This window comes from Streptantibioticus parmotrematis (assembly GCF_019890615.1).
Classification (GTDB): Bacteria; Actinomycetota; Actinomycetes; order Streptomycetales; family Streptomycetaceae; genus Streptantibioticus_D; species Streptantibioticus_D parmotrematis.
Genome location: NZ_JAINVZ010000005.1, coordinates 261,652 through 285,296 on the forward strand (window position 1 = coordinate 261,652; position 23,645 = coordinate 285,296).

Sequence of the window (23,645 nt, forward strand, 5' to 3'; positions counted from 1 at the left end):
ACCCGAACAACCGCTCCACCGGCACCACTTCACCGACTTCCCACATCCGACAGGACCATGGCAGGGGTAGGCAGGATGGCAGGCGAGGACAAGCTCCGCGAATATCTCAAGCGGGTCACCGTGGACCTGGCCGACGCACGGCGGCGGCTGGCCGAGGCCGACGCCCGGCGTCACGAGCCCATCGCCGTCGTCGGCATGTCGTGCCGATTCCCCGGCGCCGACGGCGTGGACGCCTACTGGCGGCTGCTGGCCGAAGGCCGCTCGGCGGTGCTGGACGAGGTGCCCGGCGGGCGGTTCGACCTGCGGCCGCAGATCGAGGAGAACGGCGTCTACACCACCCGGGGCGCCTTCCTGCCCGACGTGGCGGGCTGGGACGCCAGGTTCTTCGGCGTCTCCCCGCAAGAGGCGCTGCGCATGGATCCGCAGCAGCGCCTGCTGATGGAACTGGCGTGGGAGGCGCTGGAGGACGCGGGCACCCCGCCGCCCCGCCTGGCCGGCAGCCGTACCGCCGTCATGGCCGGGTTCTCCGACCCCCTCCAGTACGCCCGCGTCCAGCACGTCAACGACGGCCAGGCGCTCTTCAACGACCCGTACGCGGGTCAGGGCGCGTCCGCCAGCGTCGTCGCGGGACGGCTCGCCTACCACTTCGACTTCCGCGGGCCGACGCTGACGCTGGACACCGCCTGCTCCTCCTCCCTCGTCGCCGTCCACCTCGCGGGCGCCGCGCTGCGCCGCGGTGAATGCGACCGGGCGCTGGCGGCGGGCGCCTTCCTCGTGCTCCACACCGACATGTACGTCAACGGCTGCGCCACCTCGATGCTCGCCCCCGACGGACTGTGCAAGACCTTCGACGCCGCCGCCGACGGCTACGTGCTCGGCGAGGGCGCGGGCGTGCTCGTGCTGAAGCGGCTGTCCGACGCGCTCGCCGACGGCGACCGCGTCCACGCCGTCGTCCGCGGCACCGCGGTCAACCAGGACGGGCGCAGCAACGGGCTGACCGCGCCCAGCAGGCAGGCGCAGGTGGACGTGATCCGCCGGGCGCTGGCCGCCGCCGGAGCCGCCCCCGACGAGGTGGCCTACGTGGAGGCGCACGGCTCCGGCACACAGCTGGGCGACGCGATCGAACTCGGCGCGCTGTCCGAGGTGTTCGGGAACCGGCGGGCCGAAAGCCCGCTGCGGGTCGGCGCGGTGAAGACCAACGTCGGGCACACCCAGGCCGCCGCGGGCATGGCCGGACTCATCAAGGCCGTGCTCGTCCTGAAGCACGGCACCGTACCGCCCAACCTCAACATGGCCGAACCGGCCGAGTCGGTGCGTGAGGCCGACGGCATCGCACCGGTGGCCTGCGCGCAGCCCCTGCCGAGCGGCGGGGACGCGCCCGTGCTGGCCGGAGTCAGCTCCTTCGGCTGGTGCGGCACCAACGCCCACGCCGTCCTGGCCGCCGCGCCGGAGGCAAATGACGAGACGTCAATTCCCATGTCGGACAGGGAAGTTCTCCTGCCGGTCTCGGCCGCGTGCGAACCGGCGCTGGGCGAGCGACTGTCCGGGATCGCGGGACGCGTGGATTCCGTTCCGCTCGCCGACACCGCGTACACCTTGCAAAGCGGACGTGCCCACCTGGAGTTCCGGCGCGCGATCCTCGCCACCGACCGCGCCGACGCCGCCGCCCGGCTCGCCGACGCGGCCGGAGCGCCCGGCACCCGTACCGTCGAGGGCCGCCCCCGGGTGGCGTACCTGCTGCCCGGCACCGGCGACCAGTACCCCGGCATGGCGCAGGACCTCTACCGTGCCGAACCGGTCTTCGCCGAGGCGGTCGAGGCCTGCCTGACGGCCGTACGCGAACGCTGCGGCACCGACCTGCGCCCCGCCCTGTTCGCCGCGCCGGAACCGGGCGGCGCCAACGGACGCACGGTCGGACTCCTGCTGCGGCCGGGCGCCGACGACGGCGTCGACGAGGCGGGCGCCCACCGCGCGGAGACCACCCACCTGACGCTGTTCACCGTCGAGTACGCGCTCGCCCGGCTCCTCGCGCACTACGGCGTGCTGCCCGACGCGCTGATCGGCTACAGCCTCGGCGAGTACGTCGCGGCCTGCCTCGCCGGTGTGTTCACCCTCGACGACGCCCTGTGGGTGGTCGCGAGCCGCGCCCGGCTCATCGAGGCCGCGCCGCCCGGCCGGATGCTCGCCGTGGCCGCCGACGCCGACCGGGTCGCCGCCGAACTCGCCCTCTGCGGCGCCCAGGCCGACGTCGCCGCCATCAACGGGCCGGCCATGACCGTCGTCAGCGGCACGCCCGAGGCCATCGCCACCGCCGCCCGCCACCTCGCGGACGCGGGCCTCGCCCACCGCATACTGCGCTCGGCGCACCCCTTCCACTCCGCCCTGCTCGCCCCCGCCCGCGACCAACTCGCCGCCGTCGTCGCCTCGGTGCCCCGTACGCCCCCGGCCACCACCCTGATCTCCAACGTCACCGGCGCGCCCCTCACCGCGGACCAGGCCACCGACCCGGCGTACTGGGCCGGCCACCTCACCAGCCCGGTGCGTTTCGCCGATGGACTGCGGGCCTGCGCCGAGACGGGCGTCGACGCCTACGTGGAACTCGGCCCCGGCCAGACCCTCGGCGGGCTGCTGCGGCAGAACGCCACCCCCGGCGGCGCCGACCCCGCCGTCCTCGGCACCCTCGCCGCCGGATGGCAGACCGGCGCGGGCACCGACGAGCGGGCCCGCGTCCTGGAGACCTGCGGGCGGCTGTGGGAACTCGGCGTCGACCTCGACTGGGCGGCCGTACGCGGCGACGACACCGGGCGCCTCGTGGAACTGCCCGCGTACCCCTTCCAGCGCACGCGCTACTGGCCCGAGGCGGCTGCTACCACTCAACTGCCCACGTCAGACAGCCAGGTGGGCGCCACGACTGCTCAGGACCTGTGCTACGCCCCCGTCTGGAACCACGACATCACCGTCGCCCCGGAGCCCGAAGCCCATGACGTGGGCGGCGGCCCGCTCGTCGTCTTCGCCGACCCGCTCGGTGTCGGCGCCGCGCTCGCCGACCGCGCCCAGGCCGCCGGTGCACAGGTCGTCGAGGTCGTTGCCGGAACGGAGTTCCGGCGTGACGGCCGACGCGTCACCATCGATCCCGCCGAACCCGCCCACTACCGCGAGCTGTTCGCCGCGCTGCCCTCCGTCGACACCACCGCGCCGCTGCGGATCGCCCACCTGTGGAGCCTGCGCGAGCCGACCGGTGGCCCCGGGTACGCGGACGACGCCGAACTGCGGGAAGCCGTGCGGTACGGGTTCGACAGCCTGCTGCACACCGTGCAGGCGCTCGCCACCACCGGACAGGACGTCCGGCTGCTGACCTGTACCTCGGGCGCCGCCGAGGTCGTCGGCGGCGACTGCGTCCACCCGCAGCAGGCCATGGCCCACGGTTTCGGGAGGGTCGTACGGGCCGAACACCCCGGCATCGACTGGCGAGGCCTCGACCTCGACCCGGCCGACAGCGCCGAGCGGTCCGCCCGCTGGGCCGCCGAGGAGCTCGACCTGCGACCTTGGGACGGCGACCCGGACGACACCTCCGGAGAGCCGGGGCCCGGGCTCGTCGCCCGGCGCAACGGCCGCCGACTCGTCAAGGACTGGCGTCCGGTGCCGCTGCCTGACGGCGGCAGGCTCCCGGTGCGTACCGACGGCGTCTACCTCGTCACCGGCGGCACCCGCGGTCTCGGCCTCGCGCTCGCCCGCCACCTGGTCGGCCTCGGCGTGCGCCGCCTCGCCCTGGTCGGCCGCACCGACCTGCGTGCCGCCGCGACCGACCCCGAGGGCCGCGCCGCCGCCGCGCTCGCCGCCGTCGCCGAACTGGAGGCGGACGGCGCCGACGTCCTGCTGCTGAGCGCCGACGTCGGCGACCCCGACGCGTTGCGCCGCGCACTGGGCGCCTGCCGGGAGCACTTCGGCGCCCTGCACGGCGTGCTGCACGCGGCCGGGCTGCCCTCCGCCGGCATGGCCGCCCGGCTCACCCCCGACGCCGCCCACCGGGTGCTGGCGCCGAAGGTCCACGCCATGGGCCCGCTCGCCGAACTCACCGGCCCCACCGCCCCGCACGGTCAACGGCTGGAACTGCTGGTGCTCTACTCCTCCGCCGTCACCGTCTTCGGCGGCCTGGGCGAAGGCGACTACTGCGCCGCCAACAGCGTCCTGGACGCCTACGGCGAAGCCCTCGCCGCCACCGCGGAGGGCACCCGCGTGCTCACCGTCGCCTGGGGTCCCTGGCGGCACGACGACTGGCAGGCCGAAGGGCTCGGCGGCGCCCTCGCCGACCGGGTGCGCGCCCACCGTGAGCGGTACGGCTTCGGCGACGAGGGCGGCTGCGCCTTCCTCGGCCGCGTGGCCGCCGCCGCCCGGGGCGCCGTGGTCGCCGTACGGCAGCCGCTGAAGGAGGGCCTGCGGGAGTGGGCGGCCATCACCGACCTGGACGCGCTGGTCGGCGAGACGGCGGCGGCCGCCGGACGCGCCCGCTTCCCCCGGCCCCGGCTGCGCACCGAGTACGTGGCCCCGCGCACCCCGCTGGAGACCGCCATCGCCGACAGCTGGGGCCACCACCTCGGCATCGAGGCGGTCGGCGTGCACGACCCGTTCTTCGACCTCGGGGGCAACTCCCTGGTCGGCATGGCCATGGTGGCCGCCATCGAGAAGCGGCTGGAGCGGCGGATCGCGCCCGCGGTCCTCTTCCAGCACCCCACGGTGGCCGCCTTCGCCGCGGCCCTCGACGACAGACCGGCAGGCGCCGCGCCCGCGGCCCCTGCCTCCGACTCCGGCTCCGCCCGGGGCGAGCGGCGGCGCCGCGCCCGCGGTGCCCACGCCGCATCCAACTCCCGGAAGTAGAGGACGGACATGACCGAGCACAACCCCACCGAGGTGTCCCCGACGGACATCGCCCTGGTCGGACTGGCGGGACGGTTCCCCGGCGCCGCCGACGCGGGCGAACTGTGGACCACGCTGCGCGAGGGCCGCTCCGGCATCACCCGCTTCACCGACGACCAGCTGCGTGCCGCGGGCGTGCCCGAGACCGCGCTCGCCGACCCCGACTACGTCAAGGCCGGAGCCGTCGTCGACGGGATCGACCTGTTCGACGCCGCGTTCTTCGGCTTCAACCCCAAGGAGGCGCAGGTCCTCGACCCGCAGCACCGGCTGTTCCTGGAGCACAGCTGGCACGCGCTGGAGGACGCCGGCTGCGACCCGGCCCGCTTCGACGGCAGCATCGGCGTCTTCGCGGGCTGCGCCATCAGCACCTACCTGACGAACAACCTGGTGCCCGCGGGCGCCGGGGCGAGCGTCGGCGACCTGACCGTGGGCCTCGCCAACGACAAGGACTCCCTCACCCTGCGCGTCGCCCACACCCTCGGCCTGACCGGCCCCGCCTACGGGGTGCAGAGCTACTGCTCCACCTCCCTGGTCGCGGTCTGCGCCGCCGCCTCCAGCCTCGCCGCGTTCGAGTGCGACCTGGCCCTCGCGGGCGGCGTCGCGGTGACCGTCCCGGCCGCCACCGGCTACCTCTACCAGCCCGGCGGCATCAGCTCGCCCGACGGCGAGTGCCGCGCCTTCGACGCCTCCGGTCAGGGCAGCCTGCTGGGCAACGGCGTCGGCGTGGTCGCGCTGCGCCGCCTGGGGGACGCCCTCGCCGACGGCGACCGGGTGTACGCGGTGATCCGCGGCTGGGCGGTCAACAACGACGCGGGCCGCAAGGTGGGATTCACCGCCCCCGGCGTCGACGGCCAGGCCCGCGTGGTGGCCGAGGCGCTCGCCGCCGCCGGACTCGACCCCGCCGACATCGACTACGTCGAGGCGCACGGCACCGGCACCGCGCTCGGCGACGCGGCCGAACTCGCCGCGCTCCAGCAGGTGTTCGACGGCCAGGAGGTGCTGATCGGCTCCGTCAAGACCAACCTGGGCCACCTCGACCGCGCCGCCGGCGTCACCGGCCTGATCAAGACCGCCCTCGCCCTGCACCACGGCGAGATCCCCGCCACCCTCAACTACTCCCGCCCCAACCCCCAACTGGACTCAGGTGACGCTCGGTTGACCGTCGTCACCGAACCCCACCCGTGGCCGACCGGCGAGCGCACCCGCCGCGCCGGGGTCAGCGCCTTCGGGATCGGCGGCACCAACGCCCACGTCGTCCTGGAGGAGGCCCCGGCGCTGTCCCGCCGCGGCACGCAGGGCCACCGCCGCGCCGAACCGCTGGTGTGGTCCGCCCGCACCGCACGCGCCGCCGACCGCCTCACCGAGGACCTGGCCGACGCACTCGCCACCCCCGGCGCCGACCTGGACGACACGGCCTACACCCTGCAGAGCGGACGCAAGCGCTTCGGCCACCGCCGCGCCCTCGTCGCCGACACCACCACCGGCGCCGTCACCGCACTGCGCTCCGGCGCCGTGCTCGACCGCGCCGACGCCACCGACGACCGCACGACCGCGTTCCTCCTCCCCGACGGCGGCTGCCCGCGGGAGACCGCCGAGCGGCTGTACGCGACGGAACCGGCGTTCCGTGCGGCCGTGGACGAATGCCGAGCCGCCCTGCCCGTCAACTCGGCTGCGTACGACGGCACTTCGCCGGACGTCCTTCCGCTGCGTGCTGCGGGCGGCACGTTCGTCACCGGTTACGCGCTGGCCGCGCTGGTGCGTTCGTGGGGTGTCGAGCCCGCCGCGCTGCACGGCCACGGCACCGGCGCCCTGGTGGCCGCCTGCCTGACGGGCGCGCTGCCGCTGGATGTCGCGCTCGCCCTGGCCGCGGGGGACGGGACCGCCGCGCGGGCCGGGGCGACGCCCGCCGTTCCGGTGACGGACCCCGCGACCGGGGTGTTCATGACCGCAGAACAGGCCGCCGACCCCGCCTTCTGGGCCGCGATCGCCGACGCGCCGGCCTGCGGTGCCCTCGACACGGCGCTCGCCACGCTGCGCGGACACGGCGACCACGTCCTGCTGGAGGTCGGCCCCGCGAGCGAGTGGACCGTGCGAGCCCGTGAACTCGCCGAGGACGACGGGCTCGTGGTGGCCGCGCTGGTACCGGCCGGTGACGAGCGCGGGCCGGACGTCGCGCTCGCCGAGGCCGCGGCCGGGCTCTGGCTGGCGGGCGCGGCACTCGACTGGTCCGGCTTCCAGCAGGGCCGCGACGTGCGCCGGACCGGGCTGCCGGGCTACCCGTTCCAGCGCGAGCGCTACTGGATCGACCCGCCGCAGGCCCCTCACACCCAGGCCGAGCAGACGGCCGAGCGGGCGGACACCGGGCACGTGGAGCTCCTGGAGCGCCGCTGGACGCCCACCGCACCGCTCACGGCGACCCCGACCGGGGGCCGGTATCTGCTCGTCGCCGACGCCTCCGGGCTCGCCGACGCCCTCGCCGCCCGGCTGCGCGACGGCGGCGCACGGGTGACCGTCGCCCCGGAAGGCAGCACGGCCGGGACGACCGCGGAGGGCGAGGGGCCGCTGACCGTGGTCCACTTCGCGTCACCCGGCGGAACGGACGAGGACGACGACCCCCGCACCGCCTACGCGCGGGCCGCCGCCACCGTCGCCGCGTGGGCCGGGGCGCAGGACACCGCCCGCTTCGTCGTGGTCACCCGAGGCGGCCAGGACGTGGACCCCGCCGGGCCCGGCCGCCCCGCGCAGGCCGCCGTCGCCACCCTTCCCGTGGTCGCCGCCCAGGAGTACCCGGGCCTGGTCACCCTCGGCGTCGACCTCGACCCCACCCACGACCTCGACACCTGCGCCGACCGGCTGGCCGCCGAACTCGCCCACACCGCACCGGAGTCCGTGCTCGTCGCCCACCGCGCCGGGACACGCCGCGTGCCCTCGTACGCGCCCGCTCCCGTCGCCGAGTCCGGCGCCGCGGCCGTGCGGACCGGCGGGCACTACCTGATCACCGGCGGCCTGGGCGACGTCGGCCTGCTGCTCGCGGAGCACTTCGTCCGCGCCGGCGCCTCCCGCGTCGTGCTCGCCTCACGCGGCGGACTGCCCGCCGACCCGGCCGACCCGCGCACCCGTACCGTCGAGCGACTGCGCGCGCTCGGCGCCGCGATCGACGCGCCCCGGGTCGACGTCACCGACACCGAGGCGGTGCGCGCGCTGTTCGCCGCCGGGCACTTCGACGGAGTCGTGCACGCGGCGGCCGACACGGCGACGGACATCTTCCTGCCCCTGAGCGAGCGTCAAGATGACGCGCTGGCACGGCATTTCGGGGCCAAGGTCGCCGGTGCGCGGGTGCTGGACGCGGTCATCGGAGCGCTGGACTCGGCGGACGCACCCCGCTGGTGCGCGCTGTTCTCCTCGACCTCCGCCCACCTCGGCGGCCTGGCCTTCGGCGGCTACGCGGCCGCCAACGCCGCGCTCGCCGCGTACGCCCGGCGCGGTGGCGAGCGGAACGGCACGCGGTGGATCTCGGTGGCCTGGGACACCTGGGCGCCCACCCTGCGCAAGGTCGACGAGCGGTTCGGCGCCGCGATGGCGGCGCACGCGATGACCGAGGAGGATTCCCTCACCGCCTTCGACCGCGCGCTCGCCCAGCCGCTCAACGTCGTGGTGGCCGCGGCGGGCGGCCTGGACGACCGGCTGCCGCGCCCCGCCGAGAGCGCCCCGGCCGCCGCCACCGCCACGTTCCCCCGCCCCGACCTCCCGCAGCCCTACGCCTCGCCGCTGACCCGTACCGAGCGCGAGCTGTGCGCGCTGTGGACGGCCACCCTCGGTGTCGAACCGGTCGGCACCCGCGACAACTTCTTCGACCTGGGCGGCAATTCACTGCTCGCGTTGCAGATGCTCGCCACCGTCAAGACGCGGTTCGGTGTGACCGTGCCGACGGTGACGCTCTTCGAGGCGCCGACCGTGCACCGCCTGGCTGCGGTGCTGGACACGGAGCGCACGGGGACGCCGACGGCTGCGGTCACCGCTTCCGTGCCCCCGGCCACCGTGGAGACGCCCGCACCGGTCACCACGACCGCCTCGCCGGTTCCCACGAGCCCCGTTCCCACGAACCCCGTCCCCGCCAACCCGGTTCCCACGGCCCCCGTCCCCGTCGCCACGACCCACCCGAATACTCCCGACTTCGACGACCCCGACCGGCGGATCGCCATCGTCGGCATGGCCGGGCGGTTCCCCGGCGCGCAGGACGTGGCGCACTTCTGGCGGAACGTGTGCGACGGCGTGGAGTCCATCACCTTCTTCACGCCCGAGGAACTGATCGAGGCGGGTGCCGACCCCGAGCTGGTCCGCGACCCCGACTACGTTCCGGCGCGTGCCGTGCTGGACGGTGTGGGCGAGTTCGATGCCGGGTTCTTCGGCATGAGCCCGCGCATGGCCGCCCTCACCGACCCGCAGCAGCGGCTCTTCCTGGAAGTGTGCTGGGAGGCCCTGGAGGACTCCGGGTACGCCAACGACGCCTACCGCGAGCGGGTGGGGGTGTTCGGCGGTTCCAACATCTCCACCTACCTGCTGGGCATCCTGCCGCAGCTCACGGCGGGCGACGACGTGAGCCCGTACGAGATCATCATGAGCAACGACAAGGACGCGCTCACCACGTCCGTCTCCTACCTGTTCGACCTGCACGGGCCCAGCGTGGCCGTGCAGACGTTCTGCTCGACCTCACTGGTCGGTGTCCACCTCGCCGTCCAGGCGCTGCGGGCCGGTGAGTGCGAGATGGCGCTCGCCGGGGGAGTGTCCATCGCGGTACCGGACAAGACAGGGCACCGCAGGCGGGAAGGCGGCATGGAGTCGCACGACGGCCACGTGCACACCTTCGACGCGGACGCGCGCGGCACGATGTTCGGCGACGGCGCCACCGTGGTCGTCCTCAAGCGGCTCTCCGACGCGCTGCGCGACGGCGACACCGTGCACGCCGTCATCCGCGGCTCGGCGGCGAACAACGACGGTGCCCTGAAGGTCGGTTACACCGCGCCCAGCGTCGCCGGGCAGGCCAAGGTGGTCGAGGCCGCCATGGCCGACGCGGGCGTCACCGCCGCCGACATCGGTTACGTCGAGGCGCACGGCACCGCCACCGAACTCGGTGATCCCATCGAAGTCGCCGCGCTCACCCGGGCGTTCGGCGACGACACCCCGCGCCGCGCGATTCCCATCGGCGCGGTGAAGACCAACATCGGCCACCTCAACCACGCCGCAGGCACCGCGGGCCTGATCAAGACCGCGCTGACGGTACGCGACCGCAAGCTGCCGGCGACCCTCAACTTCACCCGCCCCAACCCCCGCATCGACTTCGAGACGAGCCCGTTCCACGTCAACACGGTGCTCACCGAGTGGCCGGCGCCGGAGAACGGGCGGCCGCGCGTCGCCGGTCTCAACTCGCTCGGCATGGGAGGCACCAACGTGCACGTCGTCGTCGAGGAGCCGCCCGCGAGACCCGCACCCGGCGCTTCCGGCACCCCGGGCGGACGCCGACACCAGCTGCTGCCGGTCTCCGCCCGCACCGCCACCGCCGCCGACGAGGCGGCCCGGCGGCTCGGCGAGCACCTCGCCGCGCACCCGGGCACCCCGCTCGCCGACGTCGCGTACACCCTCCAGGTGGGCCGCAAGACGTTCGAGCACCGCAGGGCCGCCGTCGTCGGCGACCTGGCGCAGGCGGTGGCCGCGCTGTCCGGCACCGATCCGGACCAGCCGCTCGCCTCGCGCACCGAGACCGCCCAAGGGCGGCCCGTGGCCTTCCTGTTCGCCGGAGTGGGGGAGCAGTACCCGGGCCTGGTCGGCGAGTTGTACCACCACGAACCGGCGTTCCGCGCCGAGCTGGACCGCTGCCTGGCGATCCTCGCCCGCCACCTGCCCGACACCGACGCCGCCGACCTGCTCACCGGCGCCCGCGACGGCGGCGCGCTCGACCTGGCGGCGCTGCTCGGCCGGGGCTCCGGCGGCCCGGACGACCCGCGCACCGCCAGGCTGGAGCGCACCGACGTCGTGCAGCCGTTGATGTTCGCCGTCGACCACGCCCTCGCCCGCACCCTGATGGGATGGGGACTGCGCCCGACCGCGATGCTGGGCTACAGCCTGGGCGAGTACGTGGCCGCGTGCGTCGCCGGGGTGCTGTCGCTGGAGGACGCCATCGCCCTGGTCGTGCACCGGGCGCGGCTGATCGACGCGCTGCCCGGCGGTGCGATGACCGCGGTGCCGCTGGGCGCCGAGGAGCTGACCGAGCGCTTCGGACTCGCGGAACGCGGCCTGGACATCGCCGCGGTCAACGGGCCGCGCGCGGTCGTCGTCGCCGGACCCGCCGACGCGGTGGCCTCGCTCGCCGCCGACCTGGAACGCGAGGGCGTGCCCAGCCGCGCGCTGCGCACCACCCACGCGTTCCACTCCCGCATGCTCCAGCCGGCCGCCGCCGACCTGACCCGCTGGATCGCGGAGAACGTCCGACTGGAGGCGCCCCGGCTGCCCTACCTGTCCAACGTCACCGGTGGCCTCGCCGACGCCGCACTGGTCCGCGATCCGGCCTACTGGGCGAAGCACATGTGTGGCACCGTGCGGTTCGCCGAGGGCGCCGAAGTCCTGCTCGCCGACCCGGAGTCGGCGATCGTGGAGATCGGTCCCGGCCAGTCGCTGGGCGCCATGATGCGCGGCGCGGGCTGCCCGCCCGAGCGCTGGCCGCTGATCACCGCCACCCTGCCCGCGCAGAGCGACCCCAGGCCCGCGGACGCCGTGCTGACCGAGTGCCTGTCGCGGCTGTGGCTGACCGGCGTCGACCTGGACTGGCAGGCGTACCACGGCCGCCGCGCCCCCCTACCCGACGCCTCCGCACCGGGCCGGATACCGCTGCCCACCTACCCGTTCCAGCGCCAGCGCTACTGGATCGAGCGAACCCCCGCCCTCGCGCCGTCGCCGGCCGATCCCCTTGCTCACGACGGTGTGCCGGCGCAGTTCGAGGACATCGACCGGGTGCCGAAGCTCCCCGAGGAGCAGTGGGTCTACCAGCCCGTGTGGCGGCAGACGGCCGCCCCCGCCGCCGCGCCCCAACAGCCGTCCTGCTGGCTGGTGTTCACCGACGGCCCAGGGGCCGACGCCGTGCTGGAGGAGATCCGGCGCGCCGCGCGACCTGACGGCGCCACCGTGCTCGCCGTGCGCCCCGGAGCGGCGTACGAGGGGTCGGACGACGCGTACGCGATCCGTCCGGGCAGCAGCGAGGACGCGCAGGCCATGCTGCGTGCCGTCGAACGCGACGGCCGTCGCCTGGAGCGTGTCGTGCACCTGTGGGCGCTCGCCGAACGCCCCGGTGGTGTGGACGAGACCGTGCGTTTCGGCCTGCACACGCTGGTCGCGCTGGCCCGTGCCGCCGGTGAACTCGGTTGCTCCGACTGGGGTCTGGACATCGTGACGACGGGGGCGCATGCTGTGCTCGGCGGCCACGAGGTCCGCCCGGACGCGGCGACGCTGATCGGCCCCACGCTGGTCGTCCCGCTCGAATACCCCTCGGTGGCGACCCGGCTGCTGGACGCCGAACCGCACACCACCCCCCGGGCGATCGTCGCCGAACTGCGCCGCCCCCGCACCGACTCCGCCGTGGCACTGCGCGGCGGCAGGCGCTGGGTCTGCGACTACGACGCGCTTCCCGCCACTCCGGCCGACGGCGCCGACGGCACCGGCTTCCGGGACGGCGGGGTCTACCTGATCACCGGTGGACTGGGCGGCATCGGCCTGGGCCTGGCCCGGGAGCTGGCGGCTCAACACCAGGCGAAACTGGTGCTGTTCGGCCGCCGGGGCCTGCCGCCCCGCGAGACCTGGCAGGCCATCGCCGACGGCGGGCAGCCGGCCGACGAGGCCATCCGGGAGCGGGTGGCCAAGGTGCTCGGGATCGTGGAGCTGGGCGCCGAAGTGGAGATCGTCACCGGCGACGTGGCCGACCCGGCCGACGTGCGCCGCGCGATCGACACCGCGACGCGAAGCTTCGGGGCCCTGCACGGCATCCTGCACACCGCGGGCGTGCCCGGCACCGGCCTGATGCAGTTCAAGCACCCCGACGACTCGGACCTGGTGCTGGCGCCCAAGGTGGCCGGCACCCGGGCCATCGCCGAGGCACTGGGCACCGGCGAGGACGAGATCCCCCTCGACTTCCTGGTGCTGTTCTCCTCCATCACCTCCGCCACCGGCGGCGGGCCCGGCCAGGTCGACTACTGCGCGGCCAACGCCTACCTCGACGGCTACGCGGCCCGACTGACCGCGAACGGGCGGCGGGTGCTGTCGGTGGACTGGGGGGAGTGGACCTGGAACGCCTGGGACTCCGGGCTCTCCGGCTACGACGAGGGGCTCCAGGCGTTCTTCCGGTCCCACCGGGCGGCGTTCGGGATCACCTTCGAGGAGGGCTGGCGCTGCCTGGTGCGGGCGCTGGCCTCCGGCGAGGCCCGGGTGGTGGTCTCCACGCAGGACCTGCCCACCATGGTCAGGTTCAGCACCGGCTTCACGGTCGAGGCGGTCACCACGCCCGCGGGCGCCGGACCGGCCGACGCCCGGCACCCCCGGCCCGAACTGCTCACCCCGTACCGCGAACCGGACGGACCGACGCAAGGAAAGCTCGCGGCCGTCTGGTGCGACAAGCTCAAGCTCGAACGCGTCGGCGCGATGGACAACTTCTTCGAGCTCGGCGGCAACTCCCTGCTCGGCATCGCGCTCCTCGCCGACCTGCGGCGCGCTTTCCCCGGCGCCGACCTGCCCCCGCACATCCTCTACGAGGCCCCGACCGTGCTGGCCCTGGCCAGGGTCGTCGACGGTCCCGGCGACGAGGCGGCCACCGCGCCGGACGGAGCGGAACACGCCGCACTGCGCCGCTCAGGCCTCAAATCCGCCGCCGCCAGGCGCCGCAGGGGCTGAGCCGGACCACCGGCGCGCACGGCCGCCACCGCAGCCGTGCGCGCCCGTACCACCGCAAGAGACATCACCGACCTGATCAGCAGTCACATCCCATATCCCACAGGAGAGATCATGACCGTCGTAGGCGTTGTCGGAGCCGGTGTGATGGGCATCGGGGTCGCGCAGAACCTCGCCAGCTCCGGGTACGAGACCATCCTGGTGGACGTCGAGGAGCGCATCCTCGACGACGCCAAGGCGGCCATCAACCGCAACTGCCGGCTCAGCCGCCTGATGGGCGGACCGGCGCTCGACCCCGACGAGGTGCTCGGCCGCATCACCACCGCGGTGGGCGTCGAGGCGCTGGCCAAGGCCGAGATCGTCATCGAGAACGTCACCGAGAACTGGGACGTCAAGCGCGAGGTGCACGCCCGCCTGGACCAGGTCCTCACCCCCGAGGCCGTGGTCATCGTCAACACCTCCGCCATTCCCATCACCCGGGTCGCGGCGGTCGGCGACCACCCGGAGCGGGTCGTGGGCGTGCACTTCATGAACCCCGTCCCCGCCAAGCCCGTGGTCGAGCTGATCCCCGGCTTCCACACCGCGCCGGAGACCGTCGAGGTCACCCGCCAACTGCTCAGCGGCATGGGCAAGAAGGCGGTGGACGTCAAGGACGCCTCCGGCTTCGTCTCCAACCGCGTCCTGATGCTCACCGTCAACGAGGCCGCCTACCTCGTGCACGAGGGCGTGGCGACCGCCGAGTCCGTCGACGAGGTCTTCCGCGGCTGCTTCGGCCACCCGATGGGCCCGCTGGAGACCGCCGACCTCATCGGCGTCGACACCATCCTCTACAGCGTCGAGGTGCTCTACGAGCACTACGCCGACAGCAAGTACCGCCCGTGCCCGCTGCTGAAGCAGATGACCGACGCGGGCCTGCACGGCCGCAAGACCGGCCGCGGCTTCTACACCTACGACAACGCCGGCCAGTGAACCCCTACGCCGCACCCCGGCTGCGCATCCGCTCGTACCCACTACACCTGAGGGAGACCGTCATGTCCGACACCACCGCCACCCAGATCCTGTCCTTCATCGAGGCCCGCTTCCCGCAGGCGCGCATCGACCGCACCCAGGACATCTTCTCCCTGGGCTTCATCAACTCGCTGTTCGCGATGGAGCTGGTGATGTTCATCGAGAAGACCTTCGGACTCACCGTCCCCAACGACGAGCTGAACATCAACAACTTCCGCACCGTCGACGCCATGACCGCCCTGGTCGACCGGCAGCGCGGCACCGTCGGCGTGGCCTGAGGGGGGCCGTCATGACGAGCCTGACCACGGCGCCGCCGGCGCCGGAACGTACCCGGACCATCGACCGGACCACGGTGCGCGCGTTCGTCGACGAACACATCATGCCGCGAGCCGACGCGTACGACCGCGAGGGCACCGTCCCGGAGGACATCCTGGAGCGGATCGCGGAGGCCGGACTGTGGGCCCCGTTCCTGCCCGCCGAACTCGGCGGGCAGGGGCTGGACCTGGTGACCCTCGGCGAGGTCCACGAGGAGGTCGGCCGCGGCTGCTCCTCGGTGCGCAGCCTGCTGACCGTCCACACCATGCTCTCCTGGGCCCTTCAACGCTGGGGCAGCGCCGAGCAGATCGAGCGCTGGGGCAGGGACCTGGCCGCGGGCCGCGTCCTGGGCTCCTTCTGCCTGTCGGAGGCGGGTGCCGGCAGCGACGCGGCCGGCATCCGCACCACCGCGGAACCGCACGGCGGTGGCTGGCTGCTCAACGGGCGCAAGAAGTGGATCACCGGCGGGCAGCGCTCCGACCTGTTCCTCGTCTTCGCCCGCACCGAGACCAGCATCATCGCGCTGCTCGTGCCCCGCGCCACCCCCGGCGTGGCGGTGCTGCCGATCGAGGACATGCTCGGCACCCGCGCCTCCATGCTGGCGGAACTGGAGTTCACCGACGTACGGCTGGGCCCCGACGCGCTGCTCGGCCCCGCCTCGTTCGCCGCCGGAATGGTGCTCAGCGGCACACTCGACCTGGGCCGCTACAGCGTCGCCTCCGGCTCCACCGGCATCCTCCAGGCCTGCCTGGAGGCCTGCGCCCACTACACCGCCCGCCGCACCGTCGGCGGCAGTCCGTTGCGCGAACTCGCCCTGATCCGGGCGAAGTTGTCGGACATGGTGACCGACCTGAGGGCCGCCAGGCTGCTGTGCCACCAGGCGGGCGCGCTCAAGGACGCCGGGGACCCCGGCACGATCATGGCCACCTGGGTGGCCAAGTACTTCGCGTCCACCGCCGCCGCGCGGCACTCCACCGAGGCGGTCCAGGTGCACGGCGCCAACGGGTGCAGCACCGACTACCCCGTCGCCCGTCTGTACCGGGACGCGAAGGTCATGGAAATCATCGAGGGCAGCAACGAGATCCAGCGCATCACCATCGCTGACGAGGCGTACCGGGAGTGGTCACTGTGACAACGACGACCGAGGCCCCCGCACCGGCCGCGGCCCCGCCGGCGAAGCCGGTCCAGGGACGGATCAAGTGCGTGGTGTGGGACCTGGACAACACCCTGTGGGACGGGGTGCTGCTGGAGGACGGGGAGGTCACCGTGCGCCCCGGTGTGATCGAGCACATCAGACGCCTGGACGCGATGGGCGTGCTGCACTCGGTCGCCAGCAAGAACGACCACGAGACCGCCATGGCGAAGTTGCGCGAACTGGGCCTGGAGGAGATGTTCCTGGCCCCGCGCATCGGCTGGAACCCCAAGTCGGAGTCGCTGCGGCAGCTCGCGGAGAAACTCAACCTGGGCCTTGACGCCTTCGCCTTCGTCGACGACCAGGACTTCGAACTGGCCGAGATGGCCTACTCGTTGCCCCAGGTCACCCGGGTCAACGCGGCCGACATCGACACCGAGCTGGTCAAGCCCGACTACCGGCCGCGCTTCGTCTCCGACGAGTCCGCGCAGCGCCGGGAGATGTACCGCAGCCAGCTGGAGCGCGACGAGGTGCGCGAGGAGTTCACCGGCACCAACGAGGAGTTCCTCGCGAGCCTGGAGATGGTCTTCACCATCGCCCCGGCCGCCCGCGAGGACCTCCAGCGGGCCGAGGAACTGACGATCCGCACCAACCAGCTCAACTCCACCGGCCGCACCTACTCCTACGACGAGCTGGACGCCCTGCGCGAGTCGCCCGACCACCTGCTGCTGGTGGCCACCCTCACCGACCGCTTCGGCAGCTACGGCAAGATCGGCCTGGCACTGGTGGACCGCAGCGGCCCCGACTGGCGGCTCAACATGATGCTGATGTCGTGCCGGGTGATGTCCCGCGGCGTCGGCTCGGTGCTCCTCAACCACCTGATGGAACGAGCGAGGGAGGCGGGCGCGGGCCTGGTGGCCGACTTCGTGCCCACCGGACGCAACCGCATGATGCAGATCACCTACGCCTTCAGCGGCTTCCGCGAGGTGGCCAAGGACGGCGACCGGCAACTGCTCGCCGCCGACCTGGACCGCGCGCAGGAGCAGCCCGGCTACGTCACCGTACGGGTGACGCGGTGACCACGGCCGTCTCGACGGGGGCGGCCATCACCGCCGCCCCCTGGCTGCCGTTCGCCGAGCACGAGCCCGACCGCGGCTCCTTGCGGCTGTACTGCCTGCCGCACGCGGGCGGCTCGGCGTCCGCGTACCGCTCCTGGTTCGGGCGGCTGCCCGGGGTGTCCGTGCGCCCCGTCCAGCCGCCCGGCCGGGAGACCCGGCTGCGCGAGACCCCGCACACCACGATGGCCGCCCTGGTCGCCGAACTCGCCGATGGCCTGCTGGCGGTGGAGGACGGCCCGTACGCCGTCTACGGGCACAGCCTGGGCGCGCTCGTCGGCTTCGAGCTGCTGCGCGAGGTACGCCGCCGCGGCGGGCCCGAGCCGGTGCACCTGTTCGTCTCCGGCAGCGCCGCGCCGGGCGACGACCCCGTGGACGACGGGCCGCCGGTCGCGGCGATGACGGACGCCGAGGTGGTCGCCCTGCTGCGGCGGATCGGCGGCACCCCGGAATGGATGCTGACCGATCCCACCGTGCTGCGGATGATCCTGCCGCCCTTCCGCGCCGACTTCACCGTCAAGGAGGGCTACGTCTGCCCGCCCGAGCCGCCGCTCACCGTGCCGGTGACCGCGCTGGCCGCCACCGACGACCCGCGCGCCGGGAGCGCGGACGTGGCCGGCTGGCGGGACCAGACCCTCGGGCGCTTCCGCCTCCACACCCTGACCGGCGGCCACTTCGCCGTACTCGAACAGCCCGGCGTCACCCACCGCCACATCACCGAGGCCCTGCGCGCCACCGCCCGGTGATCCACCCACCCCCACCGAGAGGCACGAGATGACACCCACCGCCCTGCGCGACCGGACCGACGAGGCCACCGGAGCACCCGGAGCCCCGCCGCACCCGACCGGCCACAGCCTCGGCGCCTGGTTCGCACGCGGCATGGCCGTCGACCCGGACGCCGAAGCACTCCGCGTCGGCAACCACCACCTGACCTACCGTCAAGTTCATGATGAGGCACTGGCGTTGGCGGGCGCGCTGACCGGTGCCGTGCGCGGCCGGCCGCGGCGCGTCGGCCTGCTCGCCGCCCGCAGCGTGCGCGCCTACACGGGCCTGCTCGCCGCCACTTTCGCCGGTGCCGCCGTCGTCCCGCTCAACCCCGCCTTCCCGCCCGCCAGGACCGCGGCGATGGTCGAGGCCGCCGGGGTGGACGTGGTCATCGTGGACGACGACGGCGCGGCCCGGCTGCCGGACCTCGCCCATGCCCTGGCCGGCGTCCCGGTCGTGGACGCCCCCGCGGACACCCCGGCCGCCGCGCCGCACCCCGCCGACCCGGACGAGATCGCGTACATCCTGTTCACCTCCGGCTCCACCGGGCGGCCCAAGGGCGTGCCGGTGCTCCACCGCAACGTCGACGCCTACTTGCGCTTCGTCCACGACCGCTACGGCTTCGGGCCCGACGACGTGTTCTCGCAGACCTTCGACCTCACCTTCGACCTGGCGATGTTCGACCTGTTCGCCGGGTGGGGGAGCGGCGGCACCGTGGTCAGCGTCCCGCAGGCCGCGTACGCCGGTCTGGAGCGGTTCCTGACCGAGCAGGGCGTCACCGTGTGGTTCTCCGCGCCCAGCCTGATCGCGCTGGCCCGCCGCAGAGGACTGGACGAGGACGCGATGCCCACCCTGCGCTGGAGCCTGTTCTGCGGCGAGCCGCTGCTCGACCGCGACGCGGCCGACTGGCAGCGCGCGGCGCCTCACTCCGTCGTGGAGAACCTCTACGGGCCCACCGAACTGACCATCTCGTGCAGCGTGCACCGCTGGGACCCCGACACCTCGCCCGCCCGCGCGGTCAACGGGGTCGTGCCGATCGGCGCGCTGCATCCGGGGATGAGCTCCATCCTGCTGGACGTGGACGAGGCGACCGGGGCGGGCGAACTGTGCGTCACCGGCCACCAGATGTTCCCCGGCTACCTCGACCCGGCCGACGACGAGGGCCGGTTCGTCAGCTGGGGCGGCAACTGCTGGTACCGCACCGGCGACCTGGTGCGCTGGGCCGACGGCGACGAACTCGTCTACCTGGGGCGGCGCGACCACCAGGTGCAGATCCACGGCGTACGCGTGGAACTCGCCGAGGTCGAATGGGCACTGCGCGAGGTCGAGGGCGTGAACGACGCCGTGGTGGTCGCCGTCGACGGCGAACTCGTCGCCTACTGGCAGGGCACCTCCAGGACCGCCGCCGCCCTGGCCGCGCAACTCGCCGACATCCTGCCCAAGGCGCTCGTCCCGCGCCGCTTCGTGGAGGTCGAGGACTTCCCGCTCAACCCCAACCGCAAGATCGACCGCAAGGCGCTGGCCGCCCGCGCCGCCGGACCGGTCACCGCGTGACCGGCCGGGACGCGAGCGGCCCGGTAACGCGCCCGTCCGGGCGCCCGCCTCAGCCGCCGCCCCCGGCAGCGCCGCCGTCCAGCTCCGCGGCCAGCGACCGCACGGTCGGATGCCGCACCAGCGTGGCCGCCGACACCTCGGCCGCCGGCAGGGCCGACCGGATCCGGGCGACCAGCTGGACCGCGAGCAGCGAATGACCGCCCAGCTCCAGGAAGTCGTCCAGCGCGCCCACCCGGTCCAGCCCGAGCGCCGCCGCCCAGGCCTGCGCCAGCACCCGTTCGGTGCCCGGGGCGGGCTCCTCGTAGGGCACGGACAGCTCACGCCGCGGGTGGCGCGGCGTGTCCGGCTCCTCGGGCCCGGCGCTGCCGGTCACCCAGCGGGTCAGTCGCGGCTCCAGCGGACCGGTGGAGACCACGACCCGCGCCAGACGCTCCCGTTCGGCCGCGATCCGGTCGAAGACCACGGCGCCGTCGTGCGGGACGATGTCGTACTCCGCCCCGGCGCGGCCGTCACCGTCGCCGCTCCAGGCGTCCCAGTCGATCACCGTCCACCCGCCCGCGCCGAGCAGCCGGGCCCGCTGGGCGAACGCGTCGAGCGCCGCACCGCAGACCGCTTGCACGCCCTGCCCCGGGCCGCCCAGGATGGACGCCAGGGAGGAGAAGGCGATCCGGAAGCCGAACGCCTCGTCCTCGAGCGCCTCCTGAAGCGCGTGGAAGCCGCCCACCCGCGCGGCCTCCCACGCCTCGGGGCCGTCCGCCGTCGCCGCGTGCACGACGGCGTCCAGGCCACCGAACCGGTCGCGGGCCGCGTCCACCACGGCGCGCAGCGCGTCCGCGTCCGCGGGGTCGGCGGTCCTCGCGAGCACGGCGGCGGCACCCCGGCGCTCCAGGTCCAGCACCTCGCGCGCGCACCGCGACGCCTCGTCGGCGCCGGACGGATCGCGTCGTCCCGGCGGGGGCAGCGGCACGGCCGTGGTGAGGACCAGACGGCATCCGTACGCCTCGGCCAGGTGCCGTGCGACCGCGAGCCCCGCGCCCTCCAGGCCACCGGTGACCAGCACGCGGTCCCCGGCGCGCAGTGCGGGCAGGGCCGTCGTGTCCGCCGCCCACCGCTCGTAACGCGGCTCCCACAGCGCGCCGCCGCGCACCGCGACCGGGCCCGCCTGGGCGCGCACCACCGCGGCGAGCGCCCAGCCCGCCGCCTGCCCGGCCGCAGCGCGCGCCGCCCGGCCTTCCGGCGCGTCCGACTCGCTGCGCGGGTCGAGGTCGACGTGACGGCAGTCGAGCGCGGCGTGCTCCTGCGCCAGTACGGGGGCGAGACCTGCGAGTCCGGCGTGCTCCGGGTGCCGCAGGTCCGTGCCGGACACCGCGGTCGCGCCCGCCGTGAGCAACACCAATCGCGTCGGCGGCAGTTCGGGGTCGCGGGCGAGCGCCTCGGCCAGCGCCGACGCCGACCGCGTGCCCCGCGACCGCTCGGCGGCGAAGTGCTCCGCGCCCTCGCCGACGGGCGTGGCCAGGGCGAAGGCGTGCACCACGGTGCGCGGTGCCACCACCGACTCGCCCAGCGCCCGCGCCAGATCGTCGGCCGAGTCCGGGCGCACGGTGACCTCGCCCGCCGCTCCGACGCCGAACGCCGATCCGGCGCGCACGGTCACCACCTCCGCGCCCGCCCGCAGCAGCCGCCCGGCCAGCGCCTCGCCGCGTTCCTCGGCGGCCAGCACCAGCCACGGACCGGCGGCCCGCAGCCGGGCGTCCAAGTCGCCGTGCTCCGGCGGTAGTTGCCGCCAGACCGGCACGTGTGTCCAGTGTCCGGGGTCCGTGTACCGGCCCTCCGCGACCGGCGCGGCGGACGCGGAGGGGCGCGGTGTCAGCCAGTGCCGGGCCCGGCGGAAGGGATAGGTCGGCAGGGTCACGCGACGGCCGAGACCGCCGTGCAGCGCGCCCCAGTCCACCCGAGCCCCGGCCAGCCACACCCTACCGATGAGGGCGACCAGCCACGCCGCCGCGTCGTCACCGCGGGCGCCCGAGTCGTCCGGCGCCACCGTCACGGTCAGCGCGTCGTCGCCGACCGCCTGCGCCGCGTCGGCCACCCGCACGCCCAACTCCCGCAAGCCCTGGGCCAGGGCGCCGAGCACCGCGTCGGGGTCCGCACCCCGCACCGCCGCGCCGGGCAGCGACCGGGCCGCCGCCTCGCCGAGCGACGCCCACCACCCCTGCGGCACCTCCGCGCCCGCGACCAGGGCCACCGACGGGTCCTGACGGGACGTCATCCCGTCGATCCAGCGCGACGGATCGCGCAGCGCCGCCACCGCGTCCGCCCGGTCCCGGCAGACCACGAACCGCCGCGCCGCGAAGTGGCCGCGGGACACCTGGAGGGTGTAGGCCACGTCGGCCAGGTCGTCCGGCGCGCCCGACGGGCAGGCGGCGGTACCGGTCGGCTCCCGGCGCTCCAGGTGCGCCGCCAGGCGTTCCGCCACCGCGTCCAGCGTTCCGGGCTCGGCGGCGGAGAAGGCCAGCAGGTGCGGTCCGGGCCGTGGCGGACGTTCGGCACGCGGCGGTGCCTCCTCGATGACGACGTGCGCGTTGGTGCCGCCCAGGCCGAACGCGCTCACCCCGGCGCGGCGCGGCTCCGGTCCCTGCGGCCAGGGCCGGTCGGCGGTCAGCACCGTGAACCGGTCGGCGGCGGAGGCCAGAACGGGGTTGGGCCGCTCGTAGCCCGCCGTCGAGGGCAGCACGTGATGGCGTACGTTCAGCGCCGCCCGCATCAGCCCGGTGACCCCGGCGGCCCGGTCGAGGTGACCGACCTGGGGCTTGACCGAGCTGAGCACGCAAGGGCGCTGCCCCGCGCGCTGGAAGACCCGGGCGAGCGCGGCCACCTCGATGGAGTCGCCCAGCGGCGTGCCGTTGGCGTGGCACTCCACGTAGCCCACGGACTCCGGCTTGACGTCGGCGACGGCGAGCGCGGTCTCGATGACCGCCGCCTGCCCGTCCACGCCCGGCGCCGCGTAACCCGCCCGCTGCGCGCCGTCGTTGGTGACCGCGGACCCGATGACGACCGCGTGCACCACGTCACCGTCGGCGAGCGCGTCCGCCATCCGCTTCAGCGCCACCACACCGACCCCGGAACCGGTCACCGTGCCGTCGGCCGCCGCGTCGAAGGTCCGCACGCGCCCGGTCGGCGAGGTGATCCCGCCCTCGTGGTGCAGGTACCCGGCGGGCTGCGGCAGCGGCAGGCACGCCCCGCCCGCCAGCGCCATGTCGCACTCGAACGTCAGCAGGCTCTGCACGGCCAGGTGCACCGCGACCAGCGACGTCGAGCAGAACGTCTGCACGCTCAGGCTCGGCCCGCGCAGCCCCAGCTTGTACGCCACCAGCGAGGTCAGCGAGTCGCGCTCGTCGCCCACCGCCAGCAGCATCCCGCCGCCCGGCTCGTCCGCCACGTGCGCGGCGTTCGACAGAAGGTAGTCGGGGAAGGCGCTGCCGCCGAACACCCCGACCTGGCCGGGCGGCCCGACCGGCGGATAGCCCGCGGCCTCCAGCGCCTCCCAGCAGCACTCCAGGAAGAGCCGGTGCTGCGGCTCCATCGTCTCCGCTTCGCGCGGTGAGAAGCCGAACGCCGCCGCGTCGAAGAGCTCCAGCCCCTCGACCGGCCCGCCCACCCGCACGTAGTGGGGGTCGGCGCGGCGCGCGGGGTCGACACCCGCCGCGTCCAGCTCCGCGTCCGTGATCTCCCGCAGCCCCGGCACCCCGTCGAGCAGGTTGCGCCACAGGCCGTCCACGTCCCCGGCGCCCGGGAAGCGGCCGGACATCCCGACGATCGCCACCGCCGACTCGTAACGCGACGCGAGGTCCGGTTCCCCGCCGATGCCCCCGTGGGGCTCAGGCACGCTGTCCATGAGGTCCTCTCGCTCTCTC

9 protein-coding genes are annotated in these 23,645 nt (G+C 74.7%); 8 read left to right on the forward strand and 1 reads right to left on the reverse strand.

Annotation, left to right across the window (positions count from 1 at the left end):
* Positions 1 to 75: 75 nt before the first annotated feature.
* The 8 genes from K7472_RS10625 (at position 76) to K7472_RS10660 (ending at position 19,731) form a co-directional block, all read left to right on the forward strand.
* Positions 76 to 4,875 carry a type I polyketide synthase gene (locus K7472_RS10625; protein ID WP_222976534.1) on the forward strand — a complete coding sequence of 1,600 codons (4,800 nt, stop codon included), beginning with the start codon at positions 76 to 78 and terminating at the stop codon, positions 4,873 to 4,875.
* Positions 4,876 to 4,884: 9 nt separating this feature from the next.
* Positions 4,885 to 13,845 carry a type I polyketide synthase gene (locus K7472_RS10630; RefSeq protein ID WP_222976536.1) on the forward strand — a complete coding sequence of 2,987 codons (8,961 nt, stop codon included), beginning with the start codon at positions 4,885 to 4,887 and terminating at the stop codon, positions 13,843 to 13,845.
* 111 nt (positions 13,846 to 13,956) lie between these two features.
* Positions 13,957 to 14,811: a 3-hydroxyacyl-CoA dehydrogenase family protein gene (locus tag K7472_RS10635; protein WP_222976538.1), complete on the forward strand. Its 855-nt coding sequence runs from the start codon at positions 13,957 to 13,959 to the stop codon at positions 14,809 to 14,811.
* Between the two features lie 62 nt (positions 14,812 to 14,873).
* Positions 14,874 to 15,128: an acyl carrier protein gene (locus tag K7472_RS10640; protein ID WP_222976540.1), complete on the forward strand. Its 255-nt coding sequence runs from the start codon at positions 14,874 to 14,876 to the stop codon at positions 15,126 to 15,128.
* Between the two features lie 11 nt (positions 15,129 to 15,139).
* A complete protein-coding gene (locus tag K7472_RS10645; RefSeq protein ID WP_222976542.1) occupies positions 15,140 to 16,297 on the forward strand; it encodes an acyl-CoA dehydrogenase family protein in 1,158 nt (385 codons plus the stop codon).
* Positions 16,294 to 17,376 carry an HAD-IIIC family phosphatase gene (locus K7472_RS10650; RefSeq protein WP_222976544.1) on the forward strand — a complete coding sequence of 361 codons (1,083 nt, stop codon included), beginning with the start codon at positions 16,294 to 16,296 and terminating at the stop codon, positions 17,374 to 17,376. Before K7472_RS10645 ends, K7472_RS10650 begins: the two co-directional genes overlap by 4 nt.
* Positions 17,373 to 18,158: a thioesterase II family protein gene (locus tag K7472_RS10655; RefSeq protein WP_222976546.1), complete on the forward strand. Its 786-nt coding sequence runs from the start codon at positions 17,373 to 17,375 to the stop codon at positions 18,156 to 18,158. The genes K7472_RS10650 and K7472_RS10655 overlap by 4 nt, the downstream gene beginning before the upstream one ends.
* Positions 18,159 to 18,186: 28 nt before the next feature.
* Complete coding sequence (locus tag K7472_RS10660) at positions 18,187 to 19,731, forward strand: AMP-binding protein (protein WP_222976548.1); 1,545 nt, start codon at positions 18,187 to 18,189, stop codon at positions 19,729 to 19,731.
* A 49-nt stretch (positions 19,732 to 19,780) separates the two neighbouring features.
* Here the strand turns inward: K7472_RS10660 and K7472_RS10665 are convergent, their stop codons facing one another.
* A complete protein-coding gene (locus tag K7472_RS10665; RefSeq protein WP_308013846.1) occupies positions 19,781 to 23,617 on the reverse strand; it encodes a beta-ketoacyl synthase N-terminal-like domain-containing protein in 3,837 nt (1,278 codons plus the stop codon).
* Between the last annotated feature and the right edge of the window lie 28 nt (positions 23,618 to 23,645).

Bases quoted from the DNA above. Each gene is read 5' to 3' on its own strand.
- K7472_RS10645 (WP_222976542.1), top strand. From the start codon at position 15,140: ATGACGAGCCTGACCACGGCGCCGCCGGCGCCGGAACGTACCCGGACC.
- K7472_RS10640 (WP_222976540.1), top strand. From the start codon at position 14,874: ATGTCCGACACCACCGCCACCCAGATCCTGTCCTTCATCGAGGCCCGC.
- K7472_RS10660 (WP_222976548.1), top strand. From the start codon at position 18,187: ATGACACCCACCGCCCTGCGCGACCGGACCGACGAGGCCACCGGAGCA.
- K7472_RS10630 (WP_222976536.1), top strand. From the start codon at position 4,885: ATGACCGAGCACAACCCCACCGAGGTGTCCCCGACGGACATCGCCCTG.
- K7472_RS10635 (WP_222976538.1), top strand. From the start codon at position 13,957: ATGACCGTCGTAGGCGTTGTCGGAGCCGGTGTGATGGGCATCGGGGTC.
- K7472_RS10625 (WP_222976534.1), top strand. From the start codon at position 76: ATGGCAGGCGAGGACAAGCTCCGCGAATATCTCAAGCGGGTCACCGTG.